20 protein-coding genes are annotated in these 17,287 nt (G+C 45.8%); 13 read left to right on the top strand and 7 right to left on the bottom strand.

Annotated features, from left to right (window positions below; translation table 11 throughout):
- Positions 1 to 56 precede the first annotated feature (56 nt).
- The 4 genes from C558_RS0124035 to C558_RS0124050 all read left to right on the top strand — a co-directional run bounded on the left by C558_RS0124035 (position 57) and on the right by C558_RS0124050 (position 4,394).
- Complete coding sequence (locus C558_RS0124035; RefSeq protein ID WP_018758869.1) at positions 57 to 857, top strand: class I SAM-dependent methyltransferase; 801 nt, start codon at positions 57 to 59, stop codon at positions 855 to 857.
- 126 nt (positions 858 to 983) lie between these two features.
- Positions 984 to 1,946: an AAA family ATPase gene (locus tag C558_RS0124040; protein ID WP_018758870.1), complete on the top strand. Its 963-nt coding sequence runs from the start codon at positions 984 to 986 to the stop codon at positions 1,944 to 1,946.
- Positions 1,947 to 1,951: 5 nt separating this feature from the next.
- Entirely contained in the window at positions 1,952 to 3,070 is a 1,119-nt protein-coding gene (locus tag C558_RS31790) for a DUF58 domain-containing protein (protein ID WP_018758871.1), read from the top strand.
- Positions 3,063 to 4,394, top strand: coding sequence for a DUF4129 domain-containing protein (locus C558_RS0124050; RefSeq protein ID WP_018758872.1), 1,332 nt, complete (start codon positions 3,063 to 3,065; stop codon positions 4,392 to 4,394). The genes C558_RS31790 and C558_RS0124050 overlap by 8 nt, the downstream gene beginning before the upstream one ends.
- Before the next feature lie 58 nt (positions 4,395 to 4,452).
- On the opposite strand, the gene C558_RS0124055 is transcribed toward C558_RS0124050, so the two are convergent.
- From C558_RS0124055 to C558_RS0124065, 3 genes are all read right to left on the bottom strand, one after another.
- On the bottom strand, positions 4,453 to 5,010 hold the full coding sequence (locus tag C558_RS0124055; RefSeq protein ID WP_018758873.1) for an NADPH-dependent FMN reductase: 558 nt from the start codon (positions 5,008 to 5,010) through the stop codon (positions 4,453 to 4,455).
- A gap of 178 nt (positions 5,011 to 5,188) precedes the next feature.
- Complete coding sequence (locus tag C558_RS0124060; protein ID WP_018758874.1) at positions 5,189 to 5,437, bottom strand: hypothetical protein; 249 nt, start codon at positions 5,435 to 5,437, stop codon at positions 5,189 to 5,191.
- A gap of 1 nt (position 5,438) precedes the next feature.
- The gene (locus tag C558_RS0124065; RefSeq protein ID WP_018758875.1) at positions 5,439 to 6,635 is read right to left on the bottom strand and encodes an NAD(P)/FAD-dependent oxidoreductase; all 1,197 of its coding nucleotides are present in this window, start codon (positions 6,633 to 6,635) and stop codon (positions 5,439 to 5,441) included.
- 381 nt (positions 6,636 to 7,016) lie between these two features.
- On the opposite strand from C558_RS0124065, the gene C558_RS0124075 reads away from it, so the two are divergent.
- A complete protein-coding gene (locus C558_RS0124075) occupies positions 7,017 to 8,021 on the top strand; it encodes an NAD(P)/FAD-dependent oxidoreductase (protein ID WP_018758877.1) in 1,005 nt (334 codons plus the stop codon).
- 126 nt (positions 8,022 to 8,147) lie between these two features.
- Complete coding sequence (locus tag C558_RS33975) at positions 8,148 to 8,405, top strand: hypothetical protein (protein ID WP_156826250.1); 258 nt, start codon at positions 8,148 to 8,150, stop codon at positions 8,403 to 8,405.
- Between the two features lie 14 nt (positions 8,406 to 8,419).
- On the opposite strand, the gene sda is transcribed toward C558_RS33975, so the two are convergent.
- Entirely contained in the window at positions 8,420 to 8,545 is a 126-nt protein-coding gene (gene sda, locus C558_RS0124080; protein WP_018758878.1) for a sporulation histidine kinase inhibitor Sda, read from the bottom strand.
- A 290-nt stretch (positions 8,546 to 8,835) separates the two neighbouring features.
- The gene (locus tag C558_RS0124085; protein WP_018758879.1) at positions 8,836 to 9,498 is read right to left on the bottom strand and encodes a YheC/YheD family protein; all 663 of its coding nucleotides are present in this window, start codon (positions 9,496 to 9,498) and stop codon (positions 8,836 to 8,838) included.
- 163 nt (positions 9,499 to 9,661) lie between these two features.
- Here C558_RS0124085 and C558_RS0124090 point away from each other — a divergent pair, with 163 nt between their 5' ends.
- Positions 9,662 to 9,862: a hypothetical protein gene (locus tag C558_RS0124090; protein WP_018758880.1), complete on the top strand. Its 201-nt coding sequence runs from the start codon at positions 9,662 to 9,664 to the stop codon at positions 9,860 to 9,862.
- Positions 9,863 to 9,967: 105 nt separating this feature from the next.
- Here C558_RS0124090 and C558_RS0124095 read toward each other — a convergent pair whose 3' ends face one another.
- A complete protein-coding gene (locus C558_RS0124095) occupies positions 9,968 to 10,327 on the bottom strand; it encodes a HesB/IscA family protein (protein WP_018758881.1) in 360 nt (119 codons plus the stop codon).
- Positions 10,328 to 10,612: 285 nt separating this feature from the next.
- Between C558_RS0124095 and mqnE the strand changes: the two genes are divergently transcribed.
- Entirely contained in the window at positions 10,613 to 11,722 is a 1,110-nt protein-coding gene (mqnE, locus tag C558_RS0124100) for an aminofutalosine synthase MqnE (protein WP_018758882.1), read from the top strand.
- A 47-nt stretch (positions 11,723 to 11,769) separates the two neighbouring features.
- Positions 11,770 to 12,831, top strand: coding sequence for an NAD(P)/FAD-dependent oxidoreductase (locus C558_RS0124105; RefSeq protein ID WP_018758883.1), 1,062 nt, complete (start codon positions 11,770 to 11,772; stop codon positions 12,829 to 12,831).
- A 2-nt stretch (positions 12,832 to 12,833) separates the two neighbouring features.
- On the opposite strand, the gene C558_RS0124110 is transcribed toward C558_RS0124105, so the two are convergent.
- Positions 12,834 to 13,082, bottom strand: coding sequence for a YuzB family protein (locus tag C558_RS0124110; protein ID WP_018758884.1), 249 nt, complete (start codon positions 13,080 to 13,082; stop codon positions 12,834 to 12,836).
- Positions 13,083 to 13,174: 92 nt separating this feature from the next.
- Between C558_RS0124110 and C558_RS0124115 the strand changes: the two genes are divergently transcribed.
- The 4 genes from C558_RS0124115 (at position 13,175) to C558_RS0124130 (ending at position 17,274) form a co-directional block, all read left to right on the top strand.
- The gene (locus C558_RS0124115; protein ID WP_018758885.1) at positions 13,175 to 13,417 is read left to right on the top strand and encodes a NifU family protein; all 243 of its coding nucleotides are present in this window, start codon (positions 13,175 to 13,177) and stop codon (positions 13,415 to 13,417) included.
- Positions 13,418 to 13,571: 154 nt separating this feature from the next.
- Entirely contained in the window at positions 13,572 to 15,044 is a 1,473-nt protein-coding gene (locus C558_RS0124120) for a spore germination protein (RefSeq protein WP_018758886.1), read from the top strand.
- Positions 15,044 to 16,153: a GerAB/ArcD/ProY family transporter gene (locus tag C558_RS0124125; RefSeq protein WP_018758887.1), complete on the top strand. Its 1,110-nt coding sequence runs from the start codon at positions 15,044 to 15,046 to the stop codon at positions 16,151 to 16,153. Before C558_RS0124120 ends, C558_RS0124125 begins: the two co-directional genes overlap by 1 nt.
- Positions 16,150 to 17,274, top strand: a complete 1,125-nt coding sequence (locus C558_RS0124130; RefSeq protein WP_018758888.1) for a Ger(x)C family spore germination protein — start codon at positions 16,150 to 16,152, stop codon at positions 17,272 to 17,274. The genes C558_RS0124125 and C558_RS0124130 overlap by 4 nt, the downstream gene beginning before the upstream one ends.
- The last annotated feature ends 13 nt before the right edge of the window (positions 17,275 to 17,287 follow it).

Raw genomic sequence — 17,287 nt, forward strand, 5'->3', positions numbered from 1 at the left:
CTGCTTATTGCCCTTGTTATCATTTGCATAACAGTTTTCTAGAGAGGGGCATCTACATGAATAAGAACAATCGCGTCAAAGAAGCTTGGAATCTATGGTCAGATACGGATTTCGCAAAATTCCGTTCGGAGGAACGCATTTCAGAGTTAATCGCACGGCCTGAATCTGCCTTCCATCCAACGACGTATTCAATGTTGAAAGAAACCTTTCCCGATTTGCAAGGCAAACGCATTTGTGTACCTTCAAGCGGTGACAATCATGCTGTCTTTGCTTTTCATTTAATGGGCGCGACCGTAACCTCATGCGACTTTTCAGAACGACAATTAGAGAATGCTTCAGATATCGCTCGTTATCATGGATGGGATATCGAATTTATTTGCGATGACACTATGAAATTAAGCAATATCAAAAGCGATGAATATGATTTTGTATATACCTCGAATGGCGTTCATGTATGGATCCACGATTTACATGCTATGTACGACAATATTCATCGAATTCTCCATCACAAAGGGGTGTATATCATGTTTGATATTCACCCCTTCTTGCGACCTTTCGGTATACAAGTTACAGAACAAATAAATGTAGTCAATCCTTATCACATAACAGGTCCATTCGGAGATATACCCACGTATAAATGGCGAATCCAAGATCTTATGAATGCGATGATTTCATCGGGATTCCATATGAAGCATATCGAAGAAATGTACGCAGAGACCGGATTATTCTGGGTGGATGACTCCAAAAATGAAGGTGATTCGATGACCAAGAAAGAGCTTGATGACATGTGCAATTGGAGACTAAACCCCTTAGCAGCACTTCCACAATGGTTATCCATACGAGCAGTGAAATCATAAAATCTAACATGAACAATACAATAACCTCCTCTTCGAAGTTAAGTTAGAGGGAGGGATTCACCTAATCCCTGTCGAAGAACAAAGAACCGTTGTTCTTGCCCATCCATCGAAACGAGGTGTTCTGCAGTGAATGAATTAACAAGCATTTATAACCTAGCCCAAGTCATCAAACGTAACGTTCAAAAAGTCATTGTCGGCAAAGATGAGACGATCGACCGCATTTTTGTTGCTCTTTTTACAGGTGGACATGTGTTGCTAGAAGATGTGCCCGGAACAGGAAAAACGCTGCTCGTGAAGGCACTTGCGAAATCCATCAACGGTAATTGCAAGCGCATTCAGTTTACACCCGACTTGCTCCCCACCGATCTAAGCGGCATGAATATTTACAATCAGAAGACGAGCGAGTTTCAATTCCGTCCGGGTCCGCTATTCACGAACCTGCTGCTCGCGGATGAAATCAATCGTGCGACGCCCAGAACCCAATCCAGCCTGCTCGAATGTATGGAAGAACGTCAAGTGAGTATCGATGGTGACACGATGCTGCTGGACGAGCCTTTTATCGTGCTGGCCACGCAGAATCCACTGGATAACTATGGGACGTTCCCGCTCCCTGAGGCTCAACTCGATCGGTTCATGCTCAAGCTGAAGCTAGGCTACCCGACGTTTGATGAGGGGCTCCTTGTCTTGTCCCGATTCCGGGAACAACAACCGCTCGAACAGCTCGAGCCCGTCGCTTCCAAAGCAGACATTATTCAGGCGCGAGCCAACTATACAAAAGTACATATTAGCGACGATATGCTGGAATATCTATTGAGAATCGTGGAACAGACGCGCAAACACCCGGATATCGCACTCGGAGCAAGCCCTCGAGCGAGCCAAGCCTTACTGCGCGCCGTTCAAGCTTATGCTGTTATCCGCGGCCGGGAATTCGTATCTCCTGATGATGTGAAAGAGATGGTCACACCTGTGCTCGCCCATCGCCTGCTCTTCCGGAATGCTTCGCAGCTGCGAGATCAGCAAGCCGAGAATGTACTGGGACAAATTCTGAATCAAGTTCCCGTACCTTCCGAACCACTATTGAAGGGGTAATCGCGATGCCATTGCATTGGTTCATTTTATTCGCCGTTATCGTTATTGGTCTACAAGCCCTCCTCTTTAAGGTGCGCGCGTTATCTCGCTTGGGCTATTCCAGAACGTTTACGAAGCATCGCCTATTCGCACAGGATCAAGTAGAGATGACAGAAACCATTCGAAATGATAAGCTGCTGCCGCTGCCATGGGTTCGTCTCGAATCGATGCTGCCTAGTTCGCTTCATTTCGGGAATCAGACGAACTTAGCGATCAATACAGGAGAACTGCTCCAGAATCATCGAAGCTTGTTCACCTTAAAATCATACACACAAATTGTGCGAAGACATCAGATTACTTGTACGCGCCGCGGGATTTACCGATTGAACAGTGCCACCATGACCGCAGGAGATCTATTCGGGATGTTCGATGCCGTGCGCACCCTTCCGCTCGATCTCGAATTGATCGTCTATCCGGAGATCGTGCCGCTGCATCAGATTCCATTCTCCAATAAGAGTTGGATTGGGGACATGACAGTACGACGCTGGATTCTCGAGGACCCCTTCTGGAAATCCGGTGTGAGATCTTATCAACCTGGGGACCCGCTGAAAACCGTACATTGGAAAGCAACCGCGCGCACGAACCAGCTTCAAGTGCATCAGCTTGATTTTACCGCTGACCGTAAGATCATGATTCTGTTAAATTTCGAGACAACGAAGGGCATGTGGTCCAAAGTCACGCACCCGGAGATGATCGAACAAGCGATATCCTACGCCGCTTCGATCGCGAATACGACCATCCCGCAAGGCATTGAGACAGGCTTTGCCTGCAATGGAACGATGAAGACGCTCGCGAAAGGGCAGCCCGTTGTCATTCCTCCCGCGGCTGGTACGCATCATCTTACCGATGTATTCGAAAATATGGCGAAGCTCGAACTGGAGCTATCCGCATCCTTTCGTACCTTTATGGAGATCTGGGAAGATGCTGCAGGAACAGACTTCATTATCCTGACCGCGATTCCGCTTACCGATATAGAGCCTTTGTTATCCCGAATCCGCATGCGGGGGAATGGTATTGAAATCGTGGAGCTCAAACGCACAAATCAATCCGCACATGAAGTTGAGGAGGACACCATCTATGTTTAATCGTATCCTCCGTTCTGTTGGACTGATTCGAACCCTGACCGAATATGCCATGATGCTTCCTATCATTCTGCTGCTCCATATCTATCTCATACCGGATATACCATCACTTACGCTCTTGCTTACTCTCGTCTATCCGGCCTGTCACCGGATTGGTCAAATGACAAAATCATGGATTTACTGGCAACGTGATGTCTTATGGCTTACTGGATTGCTTATCCTGACCGTCACCTTCATTGTAATGACAGGACCGCTGACCATGTCACACATGATACCGCCATTGATCGGCTTCACCCTATTCACGCGCGGTGTGAAAATCGTAACCAGAGGAATGCCAATGTGGAGCACGGTGACCTGGTATTGGGGCGCGCTCGCAGCCTATTTCTTCACTTATGCTCTTGCCAGCATTCGGCCTGAAATTAGACAATTCGGGTTATATTTGTTAGCTGGCGGGTTATGGATGATCGTAACCACCCTGATGATGATGAATCAGAATATCCTGCATCGTGCGAATATGACAAGGGATTCCGCTGCCAAACTGCCAGAGGGCATCCTTCGTCAAAATACAAAATATGTCTTCGCGCTGATTGCCATCACGTTGTTCTTCGCTGCGATGATTTTCGGCAATCTCATGGATATCCTGATGCTATGGTTCCGTCAATTCGTCGCATGGTTGCTGCAAGATCGGCCCGCCGAAGTCGAACCCCGCCCCATTGAGCCTGTAGCAGAACCGCAGATGCCGCTCGCCGGACTCGAACCCGGGGAACCTAGTGCATTCATGAAATGGCTAGAGCAAATCATAATGATCTTGTTCTGGAGTGCGTTGATCATCGCAGTTATCGTCTTGTTGTGGCTGGGTCTACGGCATCTGATCAAGAAGCTGTTCCCGAAATTCTGGGCCGCTCTGCTGCGGTTCTTCGCACAGAAGCAGGAATTTACCCCATCGACCACTTTCTCTGATGAGCGAACCAATCTATTCGAGTGGGATAAGCTTCGTCAGCGTGTGTTCCGACCATGGGAAAATATCATGACCCGGTTCAGACAAAGAGATGTCCCTTATACCGAATTAACGAATAACCGTGATCGTATCCGCTATTGGTATCGATTCAAAATGAATCAAGTGACGCGTAAGGGCTTCGCTGTGCAAGAGAGCTCCACCCCTTCTGAAACGCTCCGGCAAGTGAAGGAATGGGATGTACATGAAACCCCTAGCGACTTAGAGGAATTAGCTGAGACTTACAACGCGTCACGCTACGGGAGTCACGACATTCCCGATGAGACCGTCGATCGCCTGCGCAAGAAGTTCGGTAATTCATCTTCTTCGTAACAAAAATACCCCCAGTGACGATGGTCACTGGGGGTATTGAGCTAATCGCTCATACCATTTATGAATGCGCACAGGACTTCGATGACAACTGATCCGCAAGCGCGAGGAAAGTTCCTAGTACACGCATGATCCGTTTGCTCATCTCATGTTCGGGGTCGAGCTGCGGCTGCTCGAATACGTTGCGCTGTGCTCCGCCGACAGACAACCATTCCGGGCAATTGATGCCATGCAGATTCCGTACGATCGCTTGAATCTGCTGCAATGAACTTACGCCGACATCTCCGCCAGATGAACTGACAGCCAGAACCGGCTTTAAGCTGAAATGATCTTTATTCATAAAATCCAGAGCATTCTTCAGCACACCACTCACACTCCCATGGTATTCGGGTGTCGCAAGCACAATAGCCTGGGAAGACAAGACGGCTTTTTTCATATCGCTGACATTCACGTCATTCGCATAAGACAGATCTGGCGAATATAAAGGCATCGGCTTCTCATAGAGATCAATGAAAATCACCTCATGACCTTGCTCTTGTATCGTTCTAGCCAGAACCTTAGCCACTTGAGTACTGGACGCACCTTTTCGATTACTTCCTGCAATAATTGAAATTTTCATACCAATCGAATCCTCTCACTAATAGTTGATGTACGACTATTTTACCTTATTTTCCCTTATCGTACATCCTTAGCAAGTCTGAATACGTAATACGACTTTAGTCTGATTTTGTCAGACTTCTGGAAATAAAGCACCACACAAAAAAGCCTGCTAAGCATAACGCTTAGCAGGCATCTCATTAATCTTCATCATCCATTTGGTTCATCGATTCCAGGAACTCTTCGGTCGCTCGATCTCGCGCACGGCCTTTATCCTTAAGCCGTTCAATGGCAGGCTGGATCAAGAGATCCACTTCCCGTTGCACGGTATAAGCAAGATCGTATCGCGTCTGCGATTCGAGATAGGAACCAACTTCCATCAACGCATTGTATCGATCCAGTTCATCGCGGGTTAATAACCCACGAACTTGAACGCTGCAATGCCGCATCTTATAGGAATTTACCTTTTTTCAATACGAGCGACAATCCGCCAATAATGAACAGGTAACGAATATCGATAATTTTCTTCAATTGTGCAGCTGTGAAGCCCTTAAGCTTCTTCGTGCCTACGATACCAATCGCTTCGCCTTTACCAAGGGAGGCAACTGTACCTTTGTTGCTGAATACGAATTTCGTAGGTTGTTGGTTACGGATCGACGCAACGATATTGTTCGCACAAGTCACACCTTGCTGCATCGCAATTTGCGCTGTTGGCGGATAAGGACGACCTTCTGGGTTGAACATCAAGGAGTTGTCTCCGATAACGAAGATGTTCTCTTGTCCAGGAACACGCAAGAACTCATCGACTTTAACGCGACCGCGCATCGTCTCGATACCCGCTTCTTCGATCATACGGTTACCACGAACCCCAGCAGCCCATACGACAGTTTGTGACTTGATCAATTCGCCTTCACCAACGATAACACCATCTGGTGTTGCTTCTTTGATCGGTGTACCAATTTTGAACGTAACACCTTTGTTCTGAAGCACGTTCATCGCGTATTCTACAAGCTCAGGATCGAATCCTGGCAATGCAGATGGAGCTGCTTCTACGTTATAGATTTTTACAAGCGAAGGATCTACATCGTATTGTTTGCATAGTTCAGGAATACGATCTGAAAGCTCGGATACGAACTCGATCCCTGTGAATCCTGCGCCACCGACAACGAATGTAAGACGGTCAAGACGCGTCTCATCCTGTTTGTACGCTGCAAATTGATACTCGATGTGCTGACGGATCATACGAACCGAGTTAATACTGCGAATACTCATCGCGTATTCTTTCATCCCTGGGATACCGAATGTTTCCGTCTCGCCGCCCACCGAAATAATCAGGTAGTCATAAGAAAGCGCGCTTCCATCCTCCAGAAGAACTTTCTTCTCTTGCGTACGAATTTGTTGTACCGTTGCTTTAACGAAATCAATTTTGAACTCATCGATCAACTTGGAAATCGCAACGCGTGCGTTCTCCATTTGATCCGTACCCGCAGCAGGCATATGCAAATGCGTTGTGAAATAGTGGTAGTCATGCTTATTCACAAGCGTTACATCCGCTTCGTTATAGTTCAATTCTTTCTGTAGGCGCTGTGCTGTAAGAATACCGCCATATCCGGCACCTAAGATGACAATTTTAGGAATATTACTCATGGTTGATCCCTTCCAATCCTTCTTGTGATTTATTGTATAGTATAAAACATGAATATGTGAAAAATTACACTTACAAAATAAAAAAATGGTGTAATGCCACGTTCTATATTCAAATCAATGAACATTTCATGAACAAACTGTATCAGAATTGTGCAGGATTCGACAACTGGTTTATTAACCCAAATGAAATCATACTGATTTTTCTCAAGAATATCAAGCTTTTCTTCAAAAAAGATTCGACATTTTTCATTTTATTTTTTTTGCAACCCGATTAAGTTTATTTGTTGATTCAAAAATGAAAATAGGTTTCATTCCCTTGCTGAGAAGCTTATAATAATTAAGGATGTGTAACAAATAATATTGAATTTCGGAGGTGCCCCTGTGGACCAACAAAATCTAACGACTCAAGAGCCCGCTGATATCCTGATCATCGGTGGCGGACCTGCCGGTATGTTTGCAGCATTTTACGGAGGTATGCGTCAAGCGTCCGTTAAATTGATCGAGAGTATGCCACAATTAGGCGGACAATTGGCAGCATTATATCCTGAAAAATACATTTACGATGTAGCAGGCTTCCCGAAGGTCACTGCGCAAGAGCTCGTCGATAACTTGAGCAAACAGATGGAAATGTTCCAGACCGATGTACGACTCGAAGAGAAAGTTATCGATGTCGTGAAGAAAGACGAGCGCCTCTTCGAAGTTACGACAGATAAAGGTGTTCATTATGCTAAAGCCATTATCATCACTGCAGGTGTAGGCGCATTTGAACCACGCCGTCTAGAGCTGCCTGAAGCTGCGCAATACGAGAAGAAAAACTTGAAGTATTTCGTTAGCGATTTACAGCAATATGCGGGTCAAAAAGTATTGATCAGCGGCGGCGGTGACTCTGCACTTGACTGGGCTCTTATGCTCGAACCGATTGCAGAACAAGTTACGTTGATCCATCGCCGGGACAAATTCCGAGCACATGAACACAGTGTAGAGCGTCTCATGGCTTCGAAGGTAAAAGTCATTACGCCAACCGAAATTGTTAGCCTCCATGGCGCAGATCAAATCGAGCAAGTTACGATCCAAGATGTGAAGACAAATGAACAGACGAAGATCGATGTTGATGCTGTTATCGTGACATTCGGATTTGTATCTTCACTTGGTCCAATTGCAGATTGGGGCATTAACATTCAAGGCGGTTCAATTGTTGTTGACACACGCATGGAGACAAATATCCCAGGTATCTTCGCTGCAGGCGATATTACGACTTACCCTGGTAAATTGAAACTGATTGCAGTTGGCTTCGGTGAAGCACCTACGGCGATCAACAATGCGAAGGTCTATGTAGACCCAAGCGCGAAGCTATCCCCAGGACACAGCAGCAGCATGAAGGTATAGTCCACTTTTTTATTATATGTTAGTACAATAAAGGGTATCCTACATTTCAGAACTTCTTAAAGGAAGTTCAAAGTCATCTTTTGACTTTTGAACATGCACTTTACATTTTCTGAAAGGGGGATACCCTTGTCTTATCGCTGTCCGCTATGTAACGGTTTCATCGCTTCCCATGTGACTTGTCCAGCTTGTCACCAGCTTGCGTCAGACTACGGCAAATTAGAGGATTACGAGGGACCCTACAGCCCTTATGCGGATTACTCCGCTTATTCTGAGCTCCACTCGATGAATCAAGATGCACCCGTCTGTACACATCTTCTCTACTGTGAAGTTTGTCAGCGATCATCCCCTCTCCAAGTCAGAGAATGGGGCCCTAATCTGGAGTGAATAAAAGGTATGAATTACTGCAACGGAAGCTGACGCAATCGTATCTCGGCTAAGAGCAGTCGGATAAATTCTCCCTCTAACTGCAACTCTATCGCCTTATAATACGATTCTACCAATAGCTCATCGGATAGAATAGACATCACACATACTTCCTTCCCTTTTATTTCCTGTTATTGAATTTTACTATATCACGCACACGCAAACAGAACAAGCGTTCCGGTTATCCACACCACGTTGTGGAAATCCTGTGATCTAATTGTTAATAACTCCCAAATTAAGCGTACTTACGCCCTGTAATATGTGGATAATAGTTATTCACAGGCTCATAACCGGAAAGCTGTATAAAAAAATTCTATTACACCGCCTATCACCAAAAATCAAAACTATCATATAATATGATAGAAAGAGAAAAGATGAATCTCCCCCTTTCTTATTGCGGACGAGTATTCACCTCAAAAATCCAAATCTTCCCACTCGTATCGATTCCATAATCAAACCCTAGCTGCCCTATTCCCGGAAATTTCCGCTCCAGAATTGTCGTAGACAACACCGTCAATTGCCGCATTTCGCTCTTCTTCGCTGCTACTTGCCCTCCTGAAAATGATCTTCTAATTCCTTGAGACGCTGACAACTTTGCCCCGCCCTTGCACAAATTCGTCACGAACAACCCTCGCCGCGCCAATCGGCCGACCATCGCACGAATTTCCCAATACTCTCTAACCTTCACAACTTTGACTCGATAATCGATCGGACGGCCATCTATTTTTGCTAAATGAATTCCACGTTGAATGATGTAACGGCGTTTCTTCTTCACGCCGCTAAGGGAGCGAAACAAGCGGCCGAAACTCCTAAATGACCGGTGCTTCGACATGGCTGTATAGGAATAGGTCTCCCCTTCCTTGGTTACCTTGATGACGCCATAGCCTCCGCCACCAACAACCGGTTTAATTACGACCATACCATATGCGGACAACATGGAGTGTAGGTTTGCAGCATTGTATCTCTTTGTCTGAGGAATATGAGCTGCGATTTTAGCGTCAGACAGTAATACTGCTGTCTTAACCCATTTGTTAGCCAGTTGTCTTCCAGCCATTCCGTCATCCCCTTTCTGAGAGTATACTTATACATACTCAGATTGAGGGTGAGCCTCCTGTATCATTGTCCCCGGTATATGCCTTAATTTGGATAGATAATTGTGAGTATTCGAGATATTATAGAAGGACAACAACCAATATTAAGCAAGGAGGAACCTTCCTTTGGAACAATTCGTTCAGAATCTATATACCCTTAGCTATTATGCGATGGCTGTAATTCTTGTCCTTGTAACACTCTGTATCTTCGTTGTAGGGATTAAAATGTTCATCGATCGCAAACGCGGCATCGGCAGCGCATTCGTAGTCTTCTCGATCCTCGCAACCGGAATGATCGCAGTTATGCTCAATCTAAAGTTTCTGTAATCCAATCCGATCCATACATAGATGCCAAAAAACCCCCTGAAGTCTTTCTTCAGGGGGGTTTAGCATGTCTTATGGCGTTCACGCAAGCGTAACGCTATTCGTGTATTAACATTGCTCTGGTGCAGGCGTACCTGCATCTGTAGCCGTACGGAATGACGATCCGCATCCGCAAGTCGCACTCGCATTTGGATTGTCAATCGTGAATCCACCCGACATACCGGATTCTTTGAAGTCAATAATAAGTCCATTCAAATATTTGATGCTGTCTTCTTCAACGACAACCTTAAGGCCTTTCACATCAAATACTTTATCATTGAAATGCTGCTCATCATCGAATCCCATCCCGTATTGAAACCCGCTGCATCCGCCGGATTGAACACCTATACGCAAGAACATGTTCGGAATTTCCTCTTGTGCAAGCATTTCCTGTATCTTAGCAATCGCTGCATCTGTAATATTGATCATCTGAATCCCTCCTTCTGTTACTATATCTTCAGTATACATGAACGATGCATTTTGCCACAAGTGTGAGAAACTACCGGTTGAAACAAAGGTTTACCTTTTTTGTCACATTCTATTGCTCCTCATCACAACGAGGTTTATAATGGGGTTACGACCGAGTTCTATTGGTCATTTTTTCATGAGATTTTTGATACACATCGGTTGATCTTGTAAGAAATTTCACATACAAAAAGAAAATACGAAGCGTTCCCGAATGGAACTCTAATTACAAAGGAGGAACGATCCGACATGACGACACTTGTGACAAGCCATACGGACTCTCGGATGGCAGAAATCATCGAAAAAGTACAGCGAGGAGAACGTCTTTCACTGGAAGATGGCGTCTATCTGTACCAGAGTGACGACATATTAACCATCGGTCAATTGGCCAATGAGGTCAATCTTAAGAAAAATGGGAAGAAAGTCTATTTCATCGAGAACATGAGCCTCTATTTCACGAACGTCTGTGAATCCCGCTGTGCCTTCTGCAATTTCCGCAAAGATGAAGGCGACGAAGGTGCTTACACCCTTTCCGGCGCTGAGATGATCGAATACGTCGAACAGCATATCAATCCAGGTGTGCGTGAATTTCATATCGTTGGCGGACATAACCAACATGTATCATTTCAATATTATGTCGATTCCCTTCGTGCACTGAATGAGAAATATCCAGATATTACCTTAAAGGCGTATACAGCCGCTGAAATTGATTTCTTCACACGGATTAGTGGACTAAGCATTGCCGAAGTCCTTCAAGAGCTGATGAAAGCTGGACTTAAGACCCTCACAGGGGGCGGTGCTGAAATTCTCTCCGATCAATATCGTGAGAAAATGCATGTGGACAAAGCGAATGTGGATCGTTATCTGGAAGTGCACCGTGTTGCTCATGAGCTTGGCTTGCGTACACATACAACAATGCTCTACGGTTCCATCGAGAGCCATGAAGATCGCGTTCGACATATGCTGCAGATTCGCGAACTTCAAGATGAGACGAATGGATTCATGGTATTCATTCCATTATCCATGCAGCCGAAGAGTAAATCAGCTGATATTCGCCGCCGCAACTCAGCTTATGAAGACCTTAAGACCATTGCGATCAGCCGATTGATGCTCGACAATATCCAACATATCAAAGCTTACTTCATTAATATCGGAACGCAGTTGACCCAAATGGCATTAGCATTCGGCGCATCCGATGCGCATGGAACCATTGTGAAAGAGCGAATCAGCCATGCTGCGGGCGCTCTAACACCTGAAGGCCTAACTCGCGCTGAGTTGATCTGGCTCATTAAAGGCGCGGGCCGAATTCCAGTAGAACGCGATACGTTCTATAACGAAGTGAAGGTATATGAATCTTAATTGAAGTTAAGGACAATTATTTGAGGCATACGGGGAGAGAGCTACTCATGAAAAAATTGGTCATCCTGGGCGGGGGCTATGGTGGACTTGCAGTTGCTAATCGGTTGTTAGAAGGTGAAATCCCGGTGGACACATCGGTGATGTTAATCGATCGCCAGCCCTATCAAGGACTTAAGACAGAATATTATGCACTCGCAGCTGGTACAGCATCTGATCTTCAAATCCGCGTTGCCTTTCCGATAGACCCGCGAATTGAACTCAAATACGGTGATATTACACGTATCGATTTGCAGGCCAAACATGTCTACTTAAATGCAGAAGAAGTTATTCCTTATGATCAACTTGTTATTGCACTGGGATGTACAGATAAATTTCATGGTATTCTCGGCGCAGAACAATATGCAGAGAGCATTCAATCCTTATCACGAACACGCCGGACGTATCAGATGCTCAATGATGTGAAGCCTTACGGCCAAGTGAACATTATGGGCGGGGGTTTAAGCGGTGTCGAAGTCGCGGCTGAACTTCGTGAGAGTCGACCGGATTTGAACATTCGGATCATTGACCGCGGACCTCGCGTACTCTCTGCTTTCCCAGAGAAGCTGTCCGCATTCGTCTCGGAGTGGTTCCACGAGCATCATGTCGATCTGAGCTCGCACATTTCAACGACCCAATTAGAGCAAGGCGGCATTATCCATCAGAACGGCGTTATCTATAGTGACGTTACCGTATGGACCGCAGGTATCCAGCCAGTTAAGCCAGTTCAAGACCTAGATGTTCCGAAGGATCCGCAAGGACGCGTTCTTCTTAACAACCATTTCCAAATTCCAGGCCATGAAGAAGTCTATGTGGTAGGTGACTGTGCTTCCCTCTCCTTCTCTCCAAGCGCGCAAGCTGCCGGAGCACAAGGAGAGCAAGTTGCAGATGTCATCCAAGCAGGATGGAAAGGTGAGGAGCCGAAGCTTGGCAAGATTAAGCTAAAAGGCGTTCTTGGTTCCTTAGGGAAGAAGAGTGGATTCGGACTATTAGGAAATAGAACGATGAAGGGACGTGTCCCTCGTGTCTTGAAGATGGGCGTCCTGTGGAGATCCAAGCATCATTTCGGTTAATGCTAGTCGCTGCTCTCTAGAGCTTCAACGGCACGGATTTCTTGCATAATTTTGTCTTCTAATTCATCAATCGTCTCTGCAGCGACAATATCACCATTCACATAAGCGAACGGGAAGAGATAACATTCTCCACAATTCCCAAGGCAGCCATATTCGATGACATCGTAAGCTGGATTATGCTCCAGCTTCTTCATCACAAGGTCTGTCCCGTGATGCATGTTACTGACGCAGAACTCGATGATCGGTCGCATTGAATCACCCGCTTTTGCTGAAGTCGTTTGTTTGAGCCATTTTAATTTAAACATCTTTATACTATAATAAGGTGAGAAAGGAGTTGAAGCAAATGAGTGAAAATACAGCTCAAATGTATGATGAAGTTCTAGAAGTGCTTGATAAACTTCGTCCATTCCTACAACGTGACGGCGGCGACGTTGAACTCGTTGATGTGGAAGACGGTATCGTTAAATTAAAATTGATGGGTGCTTGCGGCAGCTGCCCAAGTTCCACAATTACTTTGAAAGCAGGGATTGAGCGCGCTTTGGTTGAAGAAGTTGAAGGCGTTCAAGAAGTTGTTCAAGTATTCTAATTTGAATATGATCGAAGCCCTGTAAATGGCAATAGAAGCAGTCAATCCTCGGATTGGCTGCTTTTTTGTGCTGATGATGTCACCATATATCCAGAATAAAGTAAATCATACAGGAAATACTATGGGCACCAAATGGACTTGAGGAAGGATCGTTATGTCATCCCAACAGCAACAGCGTGCCACAATAAGCAATAATCTATCGGACAATATTACACAGATCAAATCGCTCTTCCAGGGATCTCCTGATCTGGTTATTCGTGAGTTTATCATCCAATCTATCCGCAAAACCGCAGCGCTTGTCTATTTAGGCGGGCTTACGGATAAGAATTCCGTGAATAATAATGTACTTGAGCCACTCATGTTCCAATTGAATATGAACCCCACCGTATCCATCAGTCATCTGATTACAGAAGACCAGTGGAGAGCGATATCAGCCGCTATTTTAGGAGGCAGCAGTGTCCTATTCGTGAATGGGAACGCGGAGGCTTCCATCCTCGATACACAAGGGTGGCCGCAGCGATCCATCGAAGATCCGCAGATCGAAGCATCCCTAAAGGGCGCACATCAGGGCTTTGTCGAGACCGGAAGCCAGAATATCGCGCTTATTCGCCGCTATATTCCAAGTACTGAGCTCAAGATTAAGGAGCTTAGGGTCGGCCAACGTGGTGCTACGACCGTGTCGATTATGTACTTGGGAGATGTCGCACAGCCCGAGATTCTCGATGAACTGGTGGAGCGCATCCAGAAGATTAATGTGGATGCCATTATTAATGCCGGAGAACTCGGAGAATTCATTGAGGATAATCCCTATTCCCCCTTCCCACAATTCATCTCTACGGAGCGTCCTGATTCTGCGGCTTCGCAAATTTTGCAAGGGCGATATGTCATGGTGGTGGATGGGTCTCCAAATGTGCTGATCGGTCCGACGACCTTTGTATCCTTCTTCCAGAGCATTGACGATTATAGTACGCGGTGGCTCATCTCTTCTTTTATTCGCGTGACTCGTTATTTTGCCTTTTTCATTGCACTCTTCCTGCCTGCCATCTATATCGCGCTTATTTCCTATAATTATGTCATCATCCCTGTTAAATTGATCATTTCGATCGGCGAGTCGAGAGAACGTGTTCCTTTCCCCCCTTTTGCCGAAGCGATATTGATGGAGATTACACTGGAGATGCTCCGTGAAGCAGGGATTCGATTGCCTGCGCCGATAGGACAAACGGTAGGAATCGTTGGCGGGATTGTCATCGGGCAAGCTGCCGTGCAAGCCGGTATTGTAAGCAACATCATGGTGATCGTCGTCGCTTCGACAGCCATCGCCTCCTTCATCATACCTAACTATGATATGGGGGCCGCCGTCCGCTTCCTTCGGTTTCCCATGATGATCATTGCCTCGATATTCGGTATCGTCGGGATTGCCGCGGGACTGATGACATTAATTATCCACCTAATCACCTTGAAATCACTCGATACGCCTTACGGCAGCCCGCTAGCTCCTGTTCGATTCACGGACTGGAAAGACACCTTCATCAGGGCGCCGTTATGGATCATGAAGAAAAGGCCGGTGAATGCTCATCCGGTTCAATTAGAACGGCAAGACTCGCCGCAGCCTGAGGAGAACCCTTGATGCAGAAATCGAAATCCATTCAAATTACATGGCTACAATTTGTATTGCTCATTCACGGCACGCAAGTTGGGGTCGGTTTCCTGACGCTCCCCAGGGAATTAGCAAAGGTCGCTGGCACGGATGGGTGGATCTCCATCATATTAGGTGGGGTACTCTCCGTGGTAGCCAGCTTATTCATTATTCATGCAATGAAGAGACAGCCTGAGGCAACCTTGTTCGATTTGTTCAACCATTACTTTGGCAAGTGGGTCGGAAAAACAGCTTCCGTCATTTTTCTTTTCTATCTGATTGGAGGTTCATTGGCAATCATATTTTCTATCGTCTCCATCTTGAGGATATGGCTAATGCCAAAAACGCCGGATTTTATGCTCATCCTCCTCTTAGCGGTCCCGACGTATATGATTGTACATCATGGAATTAAGATGATCGGGCGTTATGCCGAGCTAATTTTCTATTTTTCACTCTGGATCATTATCCTGCTTGCCTTTCCTTTGAATCATAGCCATTGGTTGTATCTGCTTCCGTTCATCAAAGAAGGCTGGATGCCTATCTTATCCGCTACGAGGCTGACCATTCTATCGTACCTTGGATTTGAGATTACATTCATTCTCTATCCGTTCCTTATGAACAAGAAGAAAGCGGTCTCCGCTGTGATTGTTGCAAATACGTTGACGATGTTATTTTACATATTAACGACATTGGTCTGCTTCTCCTACTTCAGTTCGCTGGAAATTCTTCAGTATACTTGGCCGACGCTCAGCCTTCTGAAGGTCATTCGGGTACAATTCTTGGATCGGTGGGATGTCATCTTCCTTGCAATGTATATGATTGTCATCTCCGTAACCTGGATTGTGTATATGAGCCTAGCCGTCTTCGGCGTGAAGCAATTGATTCCAAAATCGAAGCCCAGCATTACAACAGTGGTGATTCTATTGATTACACTAGCCCTCTCCCTTGTCTTGGACCTCTCGCATACCCAGGTGACCCAAATGACGAGAACGATGAGTAATATCGGAATAGTTATCGCTTACGTATTTCCGCTGTGCTTGTGGGGCTATGTGAAGCTACTTGAAGGCATTCGCCGTAACCATGGAGGAGATTCATCATGAAGTATTATTGGCTCAAGATATGTATTATCGTGGTCCTCTTAGGACTGCTGCCCGGTTGCTACGATAAAATGTATTTGGAAGATGCCACGCTCATTCTTGTGCTAGGATTTGATATAGAAGAGGACCGATTTATCGTGTATAGCTCCAGTCCCCTGTTCAATAAGGATGCGAAGAAGAAAACAGAAGAATTCTATGATGATAAACCGGTGTCTGTCCGGCATAGCAAGAACAATTTTGACACGATGTCCTCGGGAATTCCGAGTGCAGGAAAAATCCAGACCATCCTCATCGGCAAAAAATTACTGGAGCATGGGAATTGGTTCTCTATGCTGGATACGCTGTTTCGCAATGCGGAGTCCTCGGTCAATGCCAATGTGGCTGTTGTGAACGGACCTGTATCCGAGGTTGTTTATTACCATGCCGATGACAAGCCGCCACTCACGCTGCTGCTTCCCAAATTGATCAGCTCTTCTTCCAAGAAAAATGCAACGTTGGACACGACCCTTCAAGAATTTCACCGGCAAATGTACGATCAAGCGATGACCCCTGCTTTGCCGATGATTAGGAAGAATACGAACCTTGTTGCCGAAGGAGCGGCATTGTTGAATGAACAGGGCAAATACGTCACAAGTCTCGATCTGCAAGAGACCACGCTGCTACGTGTTCTCCAGCGTAATTTGACGGGTGTTGGTTCTTATACTGCCAACGTGCCGGAGTCTCAGGCTGGTCAACCTAATCCGATTGTTCAGAGCAAACTGAGCGTTGATATCGCTAAGTTATCTGTCCGCATCCGAACATCCTATGAGCATGGCCGATTCATATTCAATCTTCGATATAAGATGAAAACCAGAATAACGGAAAGAACCTTTCCGTTCAACACGACCATGCGAAAAACTCAGCTGCAAAAGCAATTGGATTCCCTCATACAGCGAGATCTTATGGCGCTAATCCATAAAATACAGAAAAACTGCATTGACCCCATCGGGCTCGGAATTATCGCACAAGCTTACCAATACCATGCTTGGAAGAAGGTCAAAGACCATTGGGGTGATGCGCTATCTGAAGCAGACATTCGATTGTCAGTGAAAACAGAAATGCTGGATAGCGGGGTTCTACAGTGAATGGTAGAATAGC

Origin of the sequence: Paenibacillus terrigena DSM 21567 (genome assembly GCF_000374845.1) — a bacterium.
In the GTDB taxonomy this organism is placed as follows: Bacteria; Bacillota; Bacilli; order Paenibacillales; family Paenibacillaceae; genus Paenibacillus_K; species Paenibacillus_K terrigena.